Source organism: Kaistia sp. SLG-1 (assembly GCF_059699055.1).
This window is the reverse complement of record NZ_AP048544.1, coordinates 641,432-659,380: the sequence shown is the minus strand read 5'-3', so window position 1 is coordinate 659,380 and position 17,949 is coordinate 641,432. Positions and strand designations below refer to the sequence as shown.

The window sequence follows — 17,949 nt, the reverse complement described above, 5'->3', positions numbered from 1 at the left end:
TTGAGTTCAAATGAATACCGCGCTGCTGCATGCTGTCGTGGCCCTCATCGTGCCCGCGGACCAGGACGGGGGAGCCCTCGAGCTGGGCGCCCCCGCCTATCTCGACCGGCATTTTCGCGAGTTCCCGGATCAGGCAACCGCCATCGCCGCCGGTCTCGGGCATCTGCCGACGGATTTCGCGGATCTCGAAAGCGCCGCGCAGGAGGCGATCCTGCGCGGGCATGAGCGGGAACCCTGGTTCCAGCTGCTGGTCGAGCTCGTCGCCGAGGGCGTCTATGCCGATCCCGACAATGGCGGCAATCCGGGCGCCGCGTCCTGGCGCATGGTCGGCTACGAGCATGGATTGCCGGAAGGCCCGAACGGCCCGGCGGCGACGGAGGGCCAGCCGCCCGCCCCGGTGCCGGGCGATCTCGATTTCGACGTCGTGATCGTCGGTGCGGGCGCCGGCGGCGGTGTCGCGGCCGGCGTTCTCGCCGACAGCGGCAAGACCGTGCTGCTCCTCGAACGCGGGTTGAACCGCGACTACGAGGACAGCGGTCACCGCGACCATCTCCGCAATCACCGCCTGTCCTTCTACGGCCACAACACCGGGCCGGACCTCGACGGCAATCCGCGCGTCGTCATCGATATCGACGGCATCGAGAAGGTCGTGCGGCCGCATGAGCTGCTCTACCACAACCTGGCCGCCGCGGTCGGCGCCGGAACGCTGGTCTATGGCGCCCAGGCGTGGCGTTACCATCGCGACGATTTCCGCATGGCAAGCCTCTACGGCGTGCCGGAGGATTCCTCGCTGGTCGACTGGCCGCTCTCCTTCGACGACCTCGAACCCTATTACGAGCGGGCCGAATGGGAGATCGGCGTATCCGGGTCCGGCGACACCAACCGGCACGAGGGCGTCCGCGCGCGCGACTATCCGATGCCGCCGCTGCCCGAGACCCCGGCGACGCCCGTGCTGCGGCGCGGCGCCGAAAAGCTCGGCATCGGCGTCACGCGGGTTCCCGTCGCCATCAACAGCGTGCCGCGCGACGGCAGGCTCGCCTGCATGGGCTGCGGCACCTGCGTCGGCTTCACCTGCCCGAGCGACGGCAAGAACGGCACCCAGAACACGACGATCAAGCGCGCCATCGCGACGGGCCGCTGCACGCTGCTCACCGGCACGATGGTGCTCAAGGTCGAGACCGACGATCGCGGCAAGGTCACCGGCGTCGAATTCGCGGATGCGACCGGCAAGCGGCATGTCGCCAGGGGCAAGACCATCGTGCTGGCCGCCGGCGCGATCGAGACGCCGCGCCTGATGCTGAACTCGGCCACGGCGCAGGAGCCGGACGGCCTCGGCAACGCCAACGACCTGGTCGGCCGCAACCTGCAGGGACACTATTATCCCGGCGCCTACGGCCTGTTCGACCAGCCGATGCACAGCTCGCGAGGGCCGGGCGTCACCATCGCCACCACCAGCTTCAGCCACGACAATCCGGGCCTGATCGGCGGCGGCATGCTGGCGGACGATTTCGTGCGGCCGCCGATCCTGTTCTTCAAGCAGTTCCTGCCGCCCGACCTGCCGCGCTGGGGCCAGCCCGCCAAGGATTTTATGCGCGACAATTATAACCGGGCGATCCGTGTGATCGGCCCGGTGCACGAGATCCCGTCGCCGGATGCGCGAGTGCGCATCGCGCCGCATGTACGCGATCGCTGGGGCGTGCCGGTGGCGATGCTCTCCGGCGGCGTGCATCCGGAGACCATGAAGACGGCGACCTACATGCACCACCGCGCGACCGAGTGGCTGAAGGCGGCCGGCGCCGTCAAGACATGGGGTAACCCGCCGGTCGTCAGCCTCTCCGGCGGCCACCACCAGGCCGGCACCTGCCGGATGGGCACGGATCCCGCAAAGTCCGTGACCGACGTCTATGGCAGGGTCTGGGGGCACGACAATCTCTTCGTCTGCGACGGCTCGCTGCACCCGACGAATGGCGGCTTCAACCCGGTGCTGACCATCCTCGCCCTCGCCTTCCGGACCGCCGAGCATATCGCCGCGACCCGCTGATCCGCGCCCGCCCCGGACGACCGCCCTCAGCGATAGAAGGCCGAGGGCGGAACGCCAAAATGCTTGCGGAACATCGCCGTGAAGGCGCTCTGGCTGGCGTAGCCGCAGTCGAAGGCGGCGTCGATGATCCGCTCGCCCTTGGCGATGCGGCGGAGCGCATGCAGCAGACGGGCCTGCTGGCGCCATTGCGCAAAGCGCATGCCGGTCTCCCGCGCGAACAGGCGGTGCACCGTCTTGGCCGTCACGCCGAGCCGGCGCGCCCATTGGTCGGCCGTGGCGTTCTCGCCGGGATCCTCGATCAGCGCCTCGCAGATCCGCTGGATGCGCGGATCGCGCGGGACGGGGAGATGCAGCGGCAGCACGTCCGACACCTGCAATTCGTCGACCAGAAGCCGCATCAGCCGTTCGTCCCGGCCGCCTTCCGGATAATCGACCGGGATCTTCACCGCCGCGACGATCAGCTCGCGGAGCAGCGGCGATACCTCCACCACGCAGGTCTCGCCCGGCAGGTCGGCCACCCGCGTCGCATCGATGAAGACGGTGCGGATCTTGACCCTGCCTGCCATCGCGACCTCGTGCTCGAGGCCGGCCGCGAGCCATAGCGCCCGGCTCGGCGGCACCACCCAGGAGCCGATGGCCGAGCGGACGATCATCACGCCCTCGATCGCATAGAGAAGCTGGCCGCGCGGATGGGCGTGCAGCCCGGTCGAGGCCCCGTCCGGATAGTTGACCTCCATCGCCGCCATGGCGCGCGCCGTGTCGTGGAAGTCGAGATGGCGATAGAGGATCTCGTCCGTCATGTCCCAAACTCTACATCTTGGGTCAGCATAGAGCGATACGGACCTGACGTGAAGCTCTAGGGCTTGCGTGCCCAGCCCCGACATCACGGCACGCACCATGAAAAGCAAAGCAGCCTACCTCTATCCGTTCGTCGCCATCGTCCTCTGGTCCGGCAACGTCATCGTCTCGCGCCTCTCCGCCCACACGATCGGCCCCGAGGCGATCACCTTCTACCGCCTCCTCTTCGCGGTCATCCTGATGAGCCCGTTCGTCGCCGTTCCGGCCTGGCGCAACCGCGCCGTGATCTGGCCGCATCTCGGCCAGCTGGCAATCCTCGGCTTCCTGGCGATGTGCCTGTTCCAGAGCCTCTCCTACCTGGCGGCGGAGACCACGACGGCGACCAACATGGCGGTGTTCACGGCGCTCACGCCGCTGCTCACCGTGGCGCTCAGCGCCTTCATGCTGAACGACACGCCGACGATCGGCATGGTCGGCGGCGGCGTGCTGTCGTTCGCGGGCCTGCTCTATCTGGTGAGCGGCGGCGATCCGGCGGCGCTGGCGCGGAACGGCGTGCATCTCGGCGATCCCTTGATGTTCCTCGCCGCGCTCGTCTACGCGCTCTACGGCGTCCTGCTGAAGCGCTGGAACCTGCCGGTCGCCGGCTGGCAATCCACCTACATGCAGGCGCTCTCGGCGCTTGCCATCATGTTCCCGGCCTTCCTCGCCACGCCGGCGGCGATGCGGTCGCTGAACGCGGAGACGCTGCCGCTGATCGCCTATGCCGGCGGCCTCGCCTCCGTCGTGCTGCCCTTCCTGTGGATCCGCGGCGTCCAGATTCTCGGGCCGAACCGCTGCGCCGTGTTCATGAACCTGCTGCCGGTCCTGACCGCGCTCGGCGCCATCGTGCTGCTCGGCGAGCCGGTGCGCGCCTACCACGTCATCGGCGGCGGCATGGCGCTCGCCGGCGTCGCCTGTGCCGAAATCTTCCGCCGCCCGCTGCGGGGCGCGGCTCCCGTCCTGCCAAAGATCGCTGACTGAGAAGAACGAGACCATGACCGAACCAACCAACCGTGACGTCCTCCTGCGCATCGCCGAGGCCCTGGAGCGGCTGTCGCCGCCGGCGCGGCCGTCCGGCCTAGAGCAGGTCGCGGAGGGCTATCTGTGGATCGCGAAGGAGAAGCAGCTGAAACCGGTTCTGCGGATCGCGCGGATCGAGATCGGCCTTTTGAAGAGCGTCGAGCGGCAGCGCGACGCGCTGTTCGAGAATACGCGGCGCTTCGCGCGGGGCCGGCCGGCCAACAACGCGCTTCTCTGGGGCGCGCGCGGCACCGGCAAGTCGTCGCTGGTCAAGGCGATCCATGCCGCCGTGAACGACGAGCGGCCGGATGCCATTCCGGTCGCACTGGTCGAGATCCAGCGCGAGGATATCGGCAGCCTGCCGGATCTGCTGGCGCTGCTGGAAGCGGCCCGCGACCGGCGCTTCATCCTGTTCAGCGACGACCTGTCGTTCGATGCCGGTGATGCCGCCTACAAGTCGCTGAAGGCGATCCTCGACGGCGGCATTGCCGGGCGTCCGGACAATGTCCTGCTCTACGCCACCTCCAACCGCCGGCACCTGCTGGCGCGCGACATGATCGAGAACGAGCAGGCGACGGCGATCCATCCGGGCGAGGCGGTGGAGGAGAAGGTGTCGCTGTCGGATCGCTTCGGCCTGTCGCTCGGCTTCCACGTCGTGGCGCAGGACGCCTATCTCGACATGGTGCTGGGCTATGCCGAGTACTTCGAGCTGCCGCACGCGGCGGAGGAGCTGAAGCGCCATGCGCTCGAATGGGCGATGCAGCGCGGCTCGCGCTCGGGCCGGACGGCGTGGCAGTTCATCCAGAGCCTGCCGGCATAGGGGCTGTCGCCGCCTCATCGGCCCGCGCCCGGCAATCCAGATGGCCCGCCCCTCCGGCGGGCCATTCTGTTTCGGCCGGCAGCCCAACCTGCAGGCCAGACCGTTCACCGATGCAGATTTCGCCTCGTCGTGCTAGGATACATTTGCTCGATACTAAGTAAATCTTACTATCCTGCAGAATAATTAGATATTTTAATCACCTGAATACACGGATAATCACAAAATCGCGATAAGGAATCGAGGAGGCTGCAATGAAAAAACTCATTCATTTAGCAGGCGCCTGCTTCTTCACGTCGATGGCATTATCATCCGGAATGGCTTCGGCGCAGGAGAAGCCCAACATTCTGTTCATCATGGGCGACGACATCGGCTGGATGCAGCCGAGCATCTACCATGGCGGGCTGGCGCTCGGTGAGACCCCCAACATCGACCGCATCGGCCATGAAGGCGCTAAGTTCATGACCTATTACGCCGAGCAAAGCTGCACGGCGGGCCGCAACGCCTTCTTCACCGGGATGCATCCGCTACGCACCGGCATGATCCCGCCGCAACTGCCCGGAAGCCCGAGCTATCTGCGCCCCGGCACGCCGGCGCTGGCCAAGTTCCTGCACGATCTCGGCTACAACACCGGCGAGTTCGGCAAGAACCATCTCGGCGACCACACCGACGCGCTGCCGACCGCGCATGGCTTCCAGGAATTCTGGGGCTATCTCTACCATCTCGACGCCATGCAGGGCGTCAGCTTCCCGGACATCAACAAGTCCCCCACGGATCAGGGCGTCGCGCCGCCCTGCAAGAACACGCCGATTCCCGGCCTGTCGGAGGTGCCCGGCGCCGTCGATCCCGCGACCACCATCTGCCTGACCCCACCCCGCCCCGTCATCGCCTGCAAGTCGTCGGACGGCACGTCCGCGAACCAGACCTGCAGCGACGAAGGCCCGCTGACGCTGGAACGGTCAAAGACTGTCGACGAGGAGATCTCGGGCAAGGTCGTCGACTATCTCGACCGCAATGATCCCAAGAAGACCGGCAAGCCGTTCTTCGTCTGGTACAATCCGGCTCGCATGCACATCACCACGGTGCTGTCGCCCAAATACGAAGCCATGCTCGGCGAGAAGGGCGGCAAGGACTGGGGCATCAACGAAGTCGGCATGAAGCAGCTCGACGACAATATCGGCGTCGTCCTCAAGAAGCTGGAAGAGATGGGCGCGCTCGACAACACGATCGTCGCCTTCACCACCGACAATGGCGCCGAGGTCATCACCTATCCGGACGGCGGCACCACCCCCTTCAAGGGCGGCAAGCTGACGACCTGGGAAGGCGGCATGCGCGCGCCGATGCTCGTCCGCTGGCCCGGCCACATCAAGCCGGGAACCGTGCTGACCGAGACCTTCGCCTCGCTCGACTGGCTGCCGACCCTGGTCGATATCGCCGGCGGCGCGAAGGGTGACGCCCTGAAGAAAAAGATCGAGGCCGGCGCCTATCCGGGCATCGTCAAGACGACACTCGATGGCGTCGACCAGCGCGACTATCTGGAAGGCAAGGGCAAGTCGGCCCGCGACACGTTCTTCTACTATGCCGGCCCCAAGCCTTCGGCCGTCCGCTACAAGAACTGGAAGTTCTACTACACGATGGCCGGCACCTGCCCGACCTGCGGCCTTGCCGGCGACGTCACCTATGGCTGGACGCAGATCGTCAACATCGCGCGCGATCCGTTCGAGATCTCCGCGCTGGACGACACCAAGACGATCCTGGGCATGGGCGGCGCGCTCGCAGCGCCCAGCACCGCCTATATCTATGACTGGAACATCCTGCCGATCGGCCAGATCCTCTGGCTGAAGGAACTCGAGACCTACAGGGAGTTTCCGCCGATGCAGGATCCGGCGAGCTACAATCTCGACCAGGTCCTGGCGGAGATGAAGAAGCCCGCGAAGACACCAAGCCAGTAAGGCCAAAGCCGGCGCCTTCGCCAGACAGCGAGGGCGCCGGAAACGACCCTCTCTCCGGCGCTCCCCTTCCCGCGCGTCCTGCCTGCTCCGCTGGCGTCGCCGACGCCGGTTTGCGGCCAAATGCCGCCAGGCGCCGTGTCCGGCGCGTCGGGGATGCCCCGATCCCCGCCATACCGCCAGAAGACTTCCAAGCCAGCCTTACAAAGAGGACATCCGCCGGTTGCAGAGCGGCAGCCGGGACGGTAATCGTACCGTATGAAAATTGCGAGCCGCCGCGCTCGGAATTCGGGAGCTGGCGTCTCATGAGTTTCAAGTCCTGCGCTCGCCTGGCGCCTCTCGCCGCGATCGTGCTGGGCGGCTGCGCCGAGACGCGCGCTCCCTCCATCCCCCTTTTCGGCGCCTATTTCCCCGCCTGGCTCGCCTGCGCCGTGGCAGGCATTCTCGGCGCCGTCCTCATCCGGGTCGTCTTCGTCCTGACGGGCATCGACGACAGGCTGCCGCTGCGCCTGCTGGTCTATACCAGCCTCGCCGCCGGTATCGCCTTCGCCACCTCCCTCCTCTTCTTCGGACGCTGACCATGGGCAAGCCCGGCATCCTCGGCAAGGCGCTCGGCGGCGTCATCGGTCTCGCCATTGTCGGCGGTGCCGTGGCGCTCGGCTGGAAGTACCTGCAAGAGGGCGAACTGAACCCGATGTCGGAAGACGCGGTCGTCCAGGCCAATCTGATCAACATCTCCTCCACCGTGCCCGGCCGCATCATCCAGATCGCGGTCAAGGACAATGAGCGGGTGAAGCGCGGCGACATGCTGTTCGCCATCGACCCGGTGCCCTATCGCCTGGCGGTCGAACAGGCGACCGCCGATCTCGGCATCGCCGAGGCCGCGCTCTCGACGCAGGAGCGGACGATCCGCGCCGAGACCTCCAACGCTGCGATCGCCGTGGAGCAGGCATCGCGCGCGCAGGTCAATCTCGAGCTGGCGACGCAGACGCTGGATCGCCTGACGGCGCTTCGTCCCAAGGGCTATGTCACGGCGCAGCAAGTCGACGACGCCGCGACCGCCAAGCGCGATGCCGCGATCAGCCTGAAGCAGGCGATCGCGCAGCGCGAGGCCGCCGAGGCGCTGGTCTCGACCGCCGACGGCGCCGACGCGCTGGTGCAGGCGCGCAAGGCCGCGCTCGCGCTCGCGGAGCGCAACCTCGCCGATACCGAGGTTCGCTCGCCGCATGACGGCCTCGTCGTCGGGCTGAACGTCTCGACCGGTGAATTCGTCATCACCGGCCAGTCGGTCTTCACCCTGATCGACACCGAGCAGTGGTTCGTCACCGCCGCCTTCCGCGAAACCGAGCTGAAACGGATCGAGGTCGGCGCCTGCGCCACCAGCTATGTCATGGCGAACCAGTCGATCCCGATCCGCGGCCGGGTCGTCGGCATCGGCTGGGGCGTCAGCTCCGGCGAAGTGCTGCCGATCCCGCGCAGCCTGCCCTATGTGCCGAAGACGCTGAACTGGGTGCGCATCTCGCAGCGCTTCCCGGTCCGCATCCTGCTCGACAACCCGCCGGAAAACCTGATGCGCGCCGGCGCCTCGGCGCTCGCCACCATCCACAGCGCCGAGCGCTGCTGACCCGATGTCGCTGCGGATCCACCAGGTCATCGCCGATCTCCGGCCCTTCGAGGGTCGCTTCGGCATGACATGGCGGGTCGCGCTGCTCTGTGCGCTCGTCGCCGCCGTCGCCATGATCTACAAGATCCCGGAACCGGCGATCGGCTGCTACCTGATCATCTATCTGATGAAGCAGGACGCCTCGACCAACATCGCGCTCGCCATCGGCGCCACCATCCTCGTCACGGTCTTCGTCGCGCTGGTCTTCCTACTGACGCGATGGACGATCGAGATCCCCTTCCTGCGGCTGGCGGTGATGGCGCTCGCCTCCTTCGCCTTCGTCTATCTCGGCTCGGTCAGCAAGCTCGGCGACCTCGGCTCGGACATGGCGCTCGTCATCACCTTCGCGCTGTCGCTGGTCAGCGCCGCGCCGTTCGGCGAGGCCGTGACGCGCGGTCTGCTCTACGCCTGGCAGATGGTGACGATGCCGATGGCGCTGATGCTGTGCTTCAACCTCGTGCTCGGCTGGAAGCCGTCGCGCCTGCTGCGGACGACCTGGCGCGACCGCGTCGAGGCGGCGGCGGACCATGCGGAAAAGCACGACGCGGCGAGCCTCGCCCGGTTGCGCGAGCTCCTGCGCGAGGGCAATACCGACCACGACCAGCGCGCGCTTTTGACCCGCGTGCTGCACTATGTGCCCAACCGCGTCTCGAACCGGCTGGCGCATGCGATCGAGCAAAGCTACGCGCTGATGCTCGCCGTTTCAGCCCTGCCCGCCGACGTGACGGCGGAAGAGCGCGCCCGCCTTGCCGCGCATTGCCGGAAGGTCGCCGCGGCGATCCGGAGCGAAGGCGACATCCCCGCTCCCGACGAAATGCCGCCGGCGACCGACGATCCGGCGCTCCGGGAGGCTTGGTCGGCGCTCGCCGAAATGGCGGAGCCCAACCAGACCTGGCCCGTCATGGCGCAGGAGCCGTTCTTCGCCGCCGACGCGCTCACGAACCCGAACCACCAGCGTTTCGCGCTGAAGACCACGCTCGCGGCGATGATCGCCTACATCGTCTATGCCGGCATCGACTGGCAGGGCATCCATACCGCGATGATCACCTGCTTCGTCGCCTCGCTCGGCACCACCGGCGAGACGGTGCACAAGCTCACGCTGCGCATCATCGGTTGCCTGATCGGCGCCGCCATGGGCATCGGCGCCATTCTGTTCGTCATTCCGAACATCACCAGCGTCGGCGGCCTGATGGTGCTGGTGTTCGTGGCCCTGCTGCCGGCCGCCTGGGTCTCCTCCGGCAGCGAACGGATCTCCTATGGCGGCGTGCAGATCGGCCTCGCCTTCCTGCTCACCGTGCTGCAGGGCTTCGAGCCCAGCCTCGACATGGATTCGGCCCGCGACCGCATCGTCGGTATCCTGGTCGGCAACCTGCTCGTCTATCTGATCTTCACGCGGATCTGGCCGGTCGGCGTCACCGTGTCGGCGCGCGCGGAACTCGCGAGCGCGCTGGCGACGCTGTCGCGCCTCGCCGCCCTGCCGCGCGGCGATCGCCGCGCCCTCGTCAACGAGGCGGCCGCCGCGACGGTCGATCTCCGGCAGGCCGCCGACCATCTTGCGGTCGCCCATTACGAACCGGCCTCGCTGCGGCCGAGCGACGCCGATCTTCGCCGCTACGAAATCGTCATGGCCGAGGCGGAGCAGCTTCCGGCAAGCCTGCTGCTGGCCGAAGCGGGCGATCCCGAGGAAGCGGCGCGCCTGGCGCGGCTCTCCAAGGCGATCGCCAGCGCGACCTCCCCCGCGCCGGATGACGCGGGTAGAACCCTGGACGCTACTACCGCAAGTCGTGCTACGGCTGCGGAACGCATATCCCGAATCGAGAATGCTTTGGTGCATGAGGCATGATGGCGCGCCCGACCCGACCGCATCGACCCGCCCGCGCGAGCTTTCGCCTCGCCGTCACGGCCAGCCTCATCGCGCTGCTTTCCGGTTGCGCCAACTATGCCGAGCAGCTCGCGCCGGACTCGCCGACCGAACCCTGGCAACAGGGCCGCAAGACCGGAACCGCCCTGCTGCCCCAGCCGGCCGAGTCTCGCCAGACGCAGACCCAGCGCGACTTCTCGGTGAGCGGCAATCCGGAAATCACCCAGCTACCGGCAGCGCCCGAAGTCCGCGCCGGCAAGGTGTACCAGCTCCCCGAGCTGATCGACCTCGCCGCCCGCAACAATCCGACGACGCGCGTCGCCTGGGAACAGGCGCGCCAGGCGGCGCTCGCGGTCGGCATCGCTGAATCGACCTTCCTGCCGACGCTCTCCGCCAATGTCATCGGCGGCAGGCAGCAGGTCACGACGCCGGTCGACATTCTCGGCGAACGCAAGGACATCACCACCAATGTCGATGGCGCGACCTCGGCCGTCGCCCTGCAATGGCTGGTCTTCGACTTCGGCCAGCGCAAGGCGGTCGTCGACGCGGCCAAGCAGCTGTCGACCGCGGCGAACGTCAATTTCAACGGCGCGCACCAGCTGCTGATCTTCAACGTCACCCGCGCCTACTACCAGTACGGCGCCGCCCAGACCCGCACGGAAGTGGCGGGCCAGTCGCTGCGCAACAGCCGCGCCATCCTCGAGGCGGCCGTGCAGCGCGAGAAGAACGGCCTCGGCACGACGGTCGAGGTCGCGCAGGCGCGCCAGCAGGTGGCGCAGTCCGAACTGCGACAGGTGAGCTCGACCGGGCTGCAGCAGGACGCCTACCAGGCGCTGCTCGCGGCGATGAGCATCTCGCCGACCCTTCAGATCAAGATCGCCAATTCCGGCAAGCGCCGCCTGCCGCCGCCGGCCGACGTCTCGACCGACCAGATGGTGCAGCAGGCGCTGTCGCGCCGGCCGGACGTGCTCGCCAGCTACGCCGCGATGAAGGCCGGTCAGGCCGGCATCAAGGTGGCGGAGGCGGATTTCCTGCCGAAGGTCTACATGGCGGGCGTCGCCGGCCAGGGCACGAACGGTTTCAACGCGGCCGGACTGCCGACGATCGGGCAGCAGGCGACCGGGGCCGGCGTGCTGGTCGGCGCGACCATGCCGCTCTACGACGCGGGGCTGCGCGCCGCCAATCTGAAGGCGGCCGAATCCCGCGCCGCCGCCGCCCGCGCCACCTTCCACAAGACGCAGGAGGAGGCGGTGCGCGAGATGGTCGTCGCCTCCAACACGCTGCGCTCGGCGCTCGCCTCCTACCAGGCCGCGTCGAAGCTGACCGATGCGGCGGCCATCACCTACGACGCCGCGCTCGACGCCTATCGCAACGGCCTCGGCACGGTGACGGCGGCGACCGTTGCCGACAGCGGCCTGCTCGATGCCCGCCAGGCCCGCGCCGACGCGCATGCCGCGTCGCTGATCGCCGCCGCCAACCTCGCCTTCGTCCTCGGCGCCATGACATCGCCGCAGGCGGCCGAGACGCTGCCGTATCGGTAGAGACCGGCAGGCAAGAGCCGTTGATGGGAAGCCCCCTTCACCTCTCCCTGAGGGAGAGGTCGGAGCGAAGCTCCGGGTGAGGGTTTAGGGAACCATCCGGATGAAGCGCCCCACCGACGGAGACCATTCGGTGCGGCCGTAAACCCTCACCCGCCGCACTTCGTGCGTCGACCTCTCCCTCAGGGAGAGGTGAAAGAGCCGCGACTGCCGATTGCCAAGAAGGGCCCCCTCCTCCCCTCAGGGAGAGGCGAGAAACATCCGCTACTTCGCCAGCAGGACGATCAGGATGCCGCCGATGGTGAGCAGCGTGTTGGACACGGCGCAGGTGACCGTGAAGCCGAGCGCCGGGGTCTGGCTCCTGGCGCGGCCCGTCAGCATGCCGAGCGAGGCGGTCGAGGCGCGCGCGCCGGCGACGCATCCGAGCAGGATCGCGTCGTCGAAGCGGAACAGGTAGCGGCCGATATAGAGCGCCAGGATGAGCGGCACGGTCGTCACCACCATGCCCCAGAGGAACAGGCTGAAGCCGAGTTCCTGCACGCCGGCGACAAAGCTCGGGCCGGAGGTCAGCCCGACGCCGGCGATGAACATGTTGAGGCCGAGCGAGTTCATCAGCCAGTTGGCCGCCGGCGGAATGCGCCCGAAGGTCGGATGCACGGAGCGCAGCCAGCCGAGCGCGATGCCGGCGAGCAGCACGCCGCCCGACGAGGACAGCGTGACCGGCACGGAGCCGAGGCGGAGCACGATCGAGCCGATCACGGCGCCGATGACGATGGCGGCGGCGACGAGGGCAACATCCGTCTCCTCCGGACTGCGGTCGGCGCGCCCGAAGGCCGCGATCGCCGTCGAGACGTCCTGCGGCCGGCCGAGGATGGTGACGACGTCGCCGCGATGCAGCGTGGTGGCGGGAAGGATCGGGATGTCGACGCCGGTGGCGCCGCGCCGGATCCGGCGCAGGAAGATGCCGCGCGTGCTGGGCAGGGCGGCGAGCTCCGCGAGTGTCTTGCCGTCGACCTTGCGGTTGGTGATCAGGACTTCCGTGCCTTCGATCGGGACGTTCAGAAGCTCGCTATCCTCGACCTCGGTCAGCTCGGGTCCCGAAACCTGCATCACGACGTTGCGGTTGCCGGCGACGCCCACCACGTCGCCGACCAGAAGCATCATGTCGGAGGTGGCGTCGACGATCTGGCCGTCGCGCCGGACGCGCTCGATGTAGAGCTGCGCCAGGCCGTGCGCCGCCTCGATGTCGGCCGCGGTCTTGCCGACCCAGTCCGAGCCGGCCCCGAGGCGATAGGCCCGGGCGATGTGCTGGTGCCAGGCCCGCGCGCCGTCAGCTCCCCGGCCGTGCCCGCCCATCTTGCGCTCATAGGCCCGGCACGCCGCGACGAGATCGATGCCGAGCAGCTTGGGCCCGACCACGCAGATGATCATGGTCGCGCCGATGGTGCCGAAAATGTAGGTCATCGCGAAGGCCGTCGGCACGGCGTTGACCAGCTTCGAGGCCTCGCCGCTGGCAAGGCCGAGATTGTCGATCGCATCGATGGACAGGGCGAGCGCCGACGAGATCGTCGAGGCGCCAGCGAACAGGCCGGCGGTCGAGCCGACGTCATAGCCGGCGATCCGCCCCGCCAGCCACGCCGCGCCCAGGCACAGCCCGCAGACGATGACCGAGAACAGCGCCTGCGGCACGCCGTTCTTGGCAATCCCCTGCACGAACTGCGGGCCGACGCCGTAGCCGATGGCGAACAGGAACAGCAGGAAGAAGACCGCCCGCACGTCTTCGGAAAGGGTGATGTCGAGCTGGCCGACGACGAGCGCGGTCAGGAGCGTGCCGGTCACCGCGCCGAGCTCGACGCCCTTGAACGACAATTTGCCAAGATAGAAGCCGATGGAGAGGCAGAAAAAGACGGCGATCTCGGGATGAGAGCGCAGGAGCTCGAGCAGCCATTGCATCATGTGATTCGTTCTCGACAGTTCCCAGGCGCAGGCGGCGGGCGCCGTGACTCCAGGGCCAGGCGATCTCCGGGCGTCGAAGCGGGATTTCCGTCCGCGGTTCGCCGCCGGACCGGACCAGACATGATTCGGGGGGCGCTGCACAAGGAAACGGTGCAGGTCGGATATTCCCTCAACCTGGAAGGAAACGGCTGACATCGGCCGATCCCGCTGAGGCGGCTAACCCGCCCGCCACGCCGCCGCACAAGTCCAAGCAAGCCCCTCACCCTGCCCTCTCCCGCAAGCGGGCGAGGGTTCTGGGCGGCGCGCTGCATCGACCTTCAGTCCCGCGACGACTGGCGCAGGCGCGCTCCCTCTCCCGCCTGCGGGAGAGGGTTGGGGCGAGGGCCCATCATGGGCCGCGCCCTCAGAGCGACCCGTAGATCGCCGCGGCCTGGGCGCGGGAGCCGACCTCCAGCTTCTTCAGGATCTCGATCACGTGATAGTCGACCGAGCGCTTGGACTGCCCGACGATCAAAGCGATTTCGGTGTTGGATTTCCCGTTGGCGACCCATTTGAGGATTTCGCGCTGCAGGGTCGAAAGCGACCGGACCTTGATGCCGCCGCCGGAGGCCTGCCCGGACATCAAACCGATCGCGGCCGCGCGCGACTTGGCCACCATGGCGATGATCGACGCGGCGTGCAGCACATCCGGGTCATGCGGGCGGTCGCCAAAGGACAGAAGCGTCAGCGCGCCCAGCTTTTCCGAGTCTCCCTGTAGCGGGATCGTCAATCCACCAAAAATGCCGTTAAATTTTAAGTATTCGTAATAACCCATCTCCTTGCGGCTCTTCCAGCCGGGCCTTTGCCAAAGGAGAGGACCGGTACCGGTCGCGGCGTAGTCGAGCAGAGGGTCCTTGTCCGACCACCCGTCGCGCTCGTAGGCAACGAGATCATCATAGGACCAGTTGGTCAGGGTAGGTTCCGTCATGAATTCGCGCTTGGCGCTCTTTTCGAAAGCCAGATTGAAGCTGTCGAAACCGAGCGAGCGAACGGCTTCATGAATAGCCGCCTGCAACTCTTGCTTGTTACCCGCATTGCATATGCTGGAAACTGCCTTCGAGGTTAATTCGAGCAAGTGCAACGCAGGATGTTCCCGGGCTCAATTCTCAAAAGACACGAGCTATCTATAATCTATACTTAAGACTATGGCCGTCAGTTAAAATATCACGGCAACTCCCGGTTGGCAACTGATCGGCCAAACGGGTTGATCCATCGCCATAGTCATCTCTATAGTAGGTATCCGGGGGTTGAAGGCGTCATCTCGTGACGTAATCTGCTTCCTATGGCCTTGATACAGGGCGATGCGGCCAGCATGGGGATTGCGCGCGTCCGTCCTGCTTTCGGGTTGTTGGAACCGACGATACATCGTATCGATCCTCGATGCGAAGCGGGTGGCGAGGATTGATCGGGGGACATTCAAGGATTCGACGGCTCGAGCGACAGTGTCGTCCCGGATCTTCCACGAACTCCCCTGCCTGCAATAGATTGTCACATGCCCGAAGCACTCTATGCGCAAGCATAGTTCGAAGTCGGCCAGCGTAGATTTGCTGCAACAAGTTTGGAGACGACGATGCATTTGACACCGCGAGAGTTTGACAAACTCATCATTCACACGATGGCGGACGTCGCTCTCAAGCGGAAGGCCAAGGGCCTGAAGCTCAATCATCCCGAGACGGTCGCTGTGCTCTGCCACTACGTGCTCGAGGGCGCGCGCGAGGGCAAGACCGTCGAGGAAGTCATGGACGGCGCCCGCCACGTCCTCACCGTCGATGACGTGATGGACGAAGTTCCCGCCATGCTCGGCATGATCCAGGTCGAGGCCGTCTTCACCGATGGCAGCCGCCTCGTGAGCCTGCACAGCCCCATCGTCTGATCGTCCTTCAGGCCGTCACATCGTTTCAGGAGGTTGCCATGGCCAAGAAATCGACAACCACGCCCGCCGACGCCCCGAAGGCCGCGGCAGCCGCCGCCCCGGCGAGCGCTGCGAAGACTTCAGCTGCTTCGAAGACTCCCGCTGCGGCGAAGCCGGCTCCCACGGCGCCCGGCGGCTATGTCGTCGCGCCCGGCTCGATCGAGATCAATGTCGGTCGCCCGCGCACCACGCTCACCGTCCGCAATACCGGCGACCGCCCGGTGCAGATCGGGTCGCATTTCCACTTCTTCGAAGTAAACCGCTATCTCGAGTTCGACCGCGCCGCCGCCTTCGGCCAGCGCCTCGACATCCCTGCCAACACGGCGGTGCGCTTCGAGCCCGGCGACGAGAAGGAAGTGACGCTGGTCCCCTATGGCGGCAAGCGCTTCGTCTACGGCTTCAACAATCTGGTCGATGGCTGGACCGGATCCGGGCCGACGCCCGACTACACGCCTAACAAGAACCATTCGATCGCGAAGGCCGAAGAACTCGGCTTCAAGTCGCGGCCCCAGGCAGCCAAGCCCGCGAAGTGACCGTTCGTTCTTCCCATCCCGATTTCAAAGGTACGGCGTCATGACCCAGATATCTCGCCAGCAATATGCTGACCTGTACGGTCCGACCACGGGCGACAAGATCCGCCTCGGCAACACGAACCTCTATGTCCAGATCGAGCAGGATCTGCGCGCCGTCTATGGCGACGAACTGCAGTATGGCGGCGGCAAGACGCTTCGCGACGGCATGGGTTCCGAGAACCAGCTGACCCAGGAAGCCGGCTGCCTCGACCTCGTCATCACCAACGTCACCGTGCTCGAGCCGACGCTCGGCGTCGTCAAGGCCGACGTCGGCATCCGCAACGGCCGCATCGTCGGCCTCGGCAAGGCCGGCAATCCCTCGACCATGGACGGCGTCACGCCCGGCCTCGTCACCGGCGCCTCGACCGACGCGATCTCGGGCGAGCACCTGATCCTGACCGCCGGCGGCATGGACACGCACGTCCACTACATCTCGCCGCAGCAGGTCTATGCCGCGCTTTCGAACGGCATCACCACGGTCTGGGGCGGCGGCATCGGCCCGGTCGACGGCAGCAACGGCGTCACGACCACCAACGGTCCGTGGAACCTCGAGATGATGCTGCGCGCCGTCGAGGGCCTGCCGATCAATATCGGCCTGCTCGGCAAGGGCAACTCGACGGGCAAGGGCCCGATGATCGAGCAGCTGCATGGCGGCGCCGCCGGCTTCAAGGTGCACGAGGACTACGGCGCCACGCCGTCGGCGATCCGCGCCTGCCTTTCCGTCGCCGACGACTATGACGTCTCGGTCGCCGTCCACACCGACACGCTGAACGAATCCGGCTATGTCGAGGACACGATCGCCGCGTTCGACGGCCGCACGATCCACACCTTCCACAGCGAGGGCGCCGGCGGCGGTCACGCGCCGGACCTTCTGAAGGTGGTCGGCCAGGGCAACGTCCTGCCGAGCTCGACCAACCCGACCCTGCCATGCGGCAAGAACTCGGTCGCCGAGCTCTTCGACATGATCATGGTCTGCCACAACCTCAACCCGAAGATCCCGTCCGACGTCGCCTTCGCCGAAAGCCGCGTCCGCTCGGAGACGATCGTGGCGGAGAGCGTGCTGCACGACCTCGGCGCGATCTCGATGATCGGCTCCGACTCGCAGGCCATGGGCCGCATCGGCGAGAATTTCCTGCGCGCGCTGCAGACTGCGGACGCCATGAAGGCCGCCCGCGGCCAGCTCGACGAGGATGCGCCGGACCACGACAATTTCCGCGTGCTCCGCTACATCGCCAAGGTCACGATCAACCCGGCGCTGACCGCGGGCCTCGCGCATGAGATCGGCTCGATCGCACCCGGCAAGTTCGCCGACCTGGTGCTGTGGGAGCCGGCTTTCTTCGGCGCCAAGCCGAAGATGGTGCTGAAGGGCGGCTTCGTCGCCTGGGCCAACATGGGCGACCCGAACGCCTCGCTGCCGACGCCGCAGCCGATGTACTACCGGCCGATGTTCGGCGCCTTCGGCAGCGCGCTGCCGAAGAGCTCGATCACCTTCGTCTCGCGCGCCGCCTATGACGACAAGATCGGCGAGAAGCTCGGCCTGCAGCGCAACATCGCCGCCGTCTCCGGCACGCGCACGCTCGGCAAGCACCACATGGTGCGCAACGACTACCTGCCCAATATCGACGTCAACCCGGAGACCTTCGCGGTGACGATCGACGGCAAGCACGTCACCGTCGACCCGCCGACGAGCATTTCGCTGAACCAGCTCTATTTCTTCAGTTGATCGCCATTCTCAGTTGATCGC

The 17,949-nt window shown here is 66.9% G+C and carries 14 protein-coding genes; 11 read left to right on the top strand and 3 right to left on the bottom strand.

From position 1 onward, the window contains the following. The first annotated feature begins 10 nt into the window (after positions 1–10). Positions 11–2,041, top strand: a complete 2,031-nt coding sequence (locus tag AC6HZP_RS02955) for a GMC family oxidoreductase (RefSeq protein ID WP_497525329.1) — start codon at positions 11–13, stop codon at positions 2,039–2,041. Between the two features lie 26 nt (positions 2,042–2,067). Here AC6HZP_RS02955 and AC6HZP_RS02950 read toward each other — a convergent pair whose 3' ends face one another. Further along, positions 2,068–2,841, bottom strand: a complete 774-nt coding sequence (locus AC6HZP_RS02950) for an AraC family transcriptional regulator (protein WP_497525328.1) — start codon at positions 2,839–2,841, stop codon at positions 2,068–2,070. Positions 2,842–2,938: 97 nt separating this feature from the next. Here AC6HZP_RS02950 and AC6HZP_RS02945 point away from each other — a divergent pair, with 97 nt between their 5' ends. The 7 genes from AC6HZP_RS02945 to AC6HZP_RS02915 all read left to right on the top strand — a co-directional run bounded on the left by AC6HZP_RS02945 (position 2,939) and on the right by AC6HZP_RS02915 (position 11,729). After that, positions 2,939–3,859 carry a DMT family transporter gene (locus AC6HZP_RS02945; RefSeq protein ID WP_497525327.1) on the top strand — a complete coding sequence of 307 codons (921 nt, stop codon included), beginning with the start codon at positions 2,939–2,941 and terminating at the stop codon, positions 3,857–3,859. Positions 3,860–3,872: 13 nt separating this feature from the next. Then, a complete protein-coding gene (locus tag AC6HZP_RS02940; RefSeq protein ID WP_497525326.1) occupies positions 3,873–4,718 on the top strand; it encodes an ATP-binding protein in 846 nt (281 codons plus the stop codon). A gap of 314 nt (positions 4,719–5,032) precedes the next feature. Further along, complete coding sequence (locus AC6HZP_RS02935) at positions 5,033–6,667, top strand: arylsulfatase (protein ID WP_497525325.1); 1,635 nt, start codon at positions 5,033–5,035, stop codon at positions 6,665–6,667. A 302-nt stretch (positions 6,668–6,969) separates the two neighbouring features. Beyond that, the gene (locus AC6HZP_RS02930) at positions 6,970–7,242 is read left to right on the top strand and encodes a YtcA family lipoprotein (protein WP_497525324.1); all 273 of its coding nucleotides are present in this window, start codon (positions 6,970–6,972) and stop codon (positions 7,240–7,242) included. Positions 7,243–7,244: 2 nt separating this feature from the next. Beyond that, on the top strand, positions 7,245–8,288 hold the full coding sequence (gene mdtN, locus AC6HZP_RS02925; RefSeq protein ID WP_497525323.1) for a multidrug transporter subunit MdtN: 1,044 nt from the start codon (positions 7,245–7,247) through the stop codon (positions 8,286–8,288). Between the two features lie 4 nt (positions 8,289–8,292). Continuing rightward, positions 8,293–10,170: an FUSC family protein gene (locus AC6HZP_RS02920; protein ID WP_497525322.1), complete on the top strand. Its 1,878-nt coding sequence runs from the start codon at positions 8,293–8,295 to the stop codon at positions 10,168–10,170. Further along, entirely contained in the window at positions 10,167–11,729 is a 1,563-nt protein-coding gene (locus tag AC6HZP_RS02915) for a TolC family protein (RefSeq protein ID WP_497525321.1), read from the top strand. Before AC6HZP_RS02920 ends, AC6HZP_RS02915 begins: the two co-directional genes overlap by 4 nt. A gap of 261 nt (positions 11,730–11,990) precedes the next feature. Here the strand turns inward: AC6HZP_RS02915 and aspT are convergent, their stop codons facing one another. Further along, positions 11,991–13,682, bottom strand: coding sequence for an aspartate-alanine antiporter (gene aspT, locus AC6HZP_RS02910; RefSeq protein ID WP_497525320.1), 1,692 nt, complete (start codon positions 13,680–13,682; stop codon positions 11,991–11,993). Positions 13,683–14,085: 403 nt separating this feature from the next. Further along, a complete protein-coding gene (locus AC6HZP_RS02905; RefSeq protein WP_497525319.1) occupies positions 14,086–14,802 on the bottom strand; it encodes an autoinducer binding domain-containing protein in 717 nt (238 codons plus the stop codon). 489 nt (positions 14,803–15,291) lie between these two features. On the opposite strand from AC6HZP_RS02905, the gene AC6HZP_RS02900 reads away from it, so the two are divergent. The 3 genes from AC6HZP_RS02900 to AC6HZP_RS02890 are packed head-to-tail and all read left to right on the top strand — an operon-like array spanning position 15,292 to position 17,928. Continuing rightward, positions 15,292–15,594 (top strand): urease subunit gamma, encoded by a 303-nt coding sequence (locus AC6HZP_RS02900; RefSeq protein ID WP_201402148.1) that lies wholly within the window; start codon positions 15,292–15,294, stop codon positions 15,592–15,594. A 38-nt stretch (positions 15,595–15,632) separates the two neighbouring features. Beyond that, positions 15,633–16,166: an urease subunit beta gene (locus tag AC6HZP_RS02895; protein ID WP_497525318.1), complete on the top strand. Its 534-nt coding sequence runs from the start codon at positions 15,633–15,635 to the stop codon at positions 16,164–16,166. A gap of 40 nt (positions 16,167–16,206) precedes the next feature. Further along, entirely contained in the window at positions 16,207–17,928 is a 1,722-nt protein-coding gene (locus AC6HZP_RS02890) for an urease subunit alpha (protein WP_201402146.1), read from the top strand. Positions 17,929–17,949 lie beyond the last annotated feature (21 nt).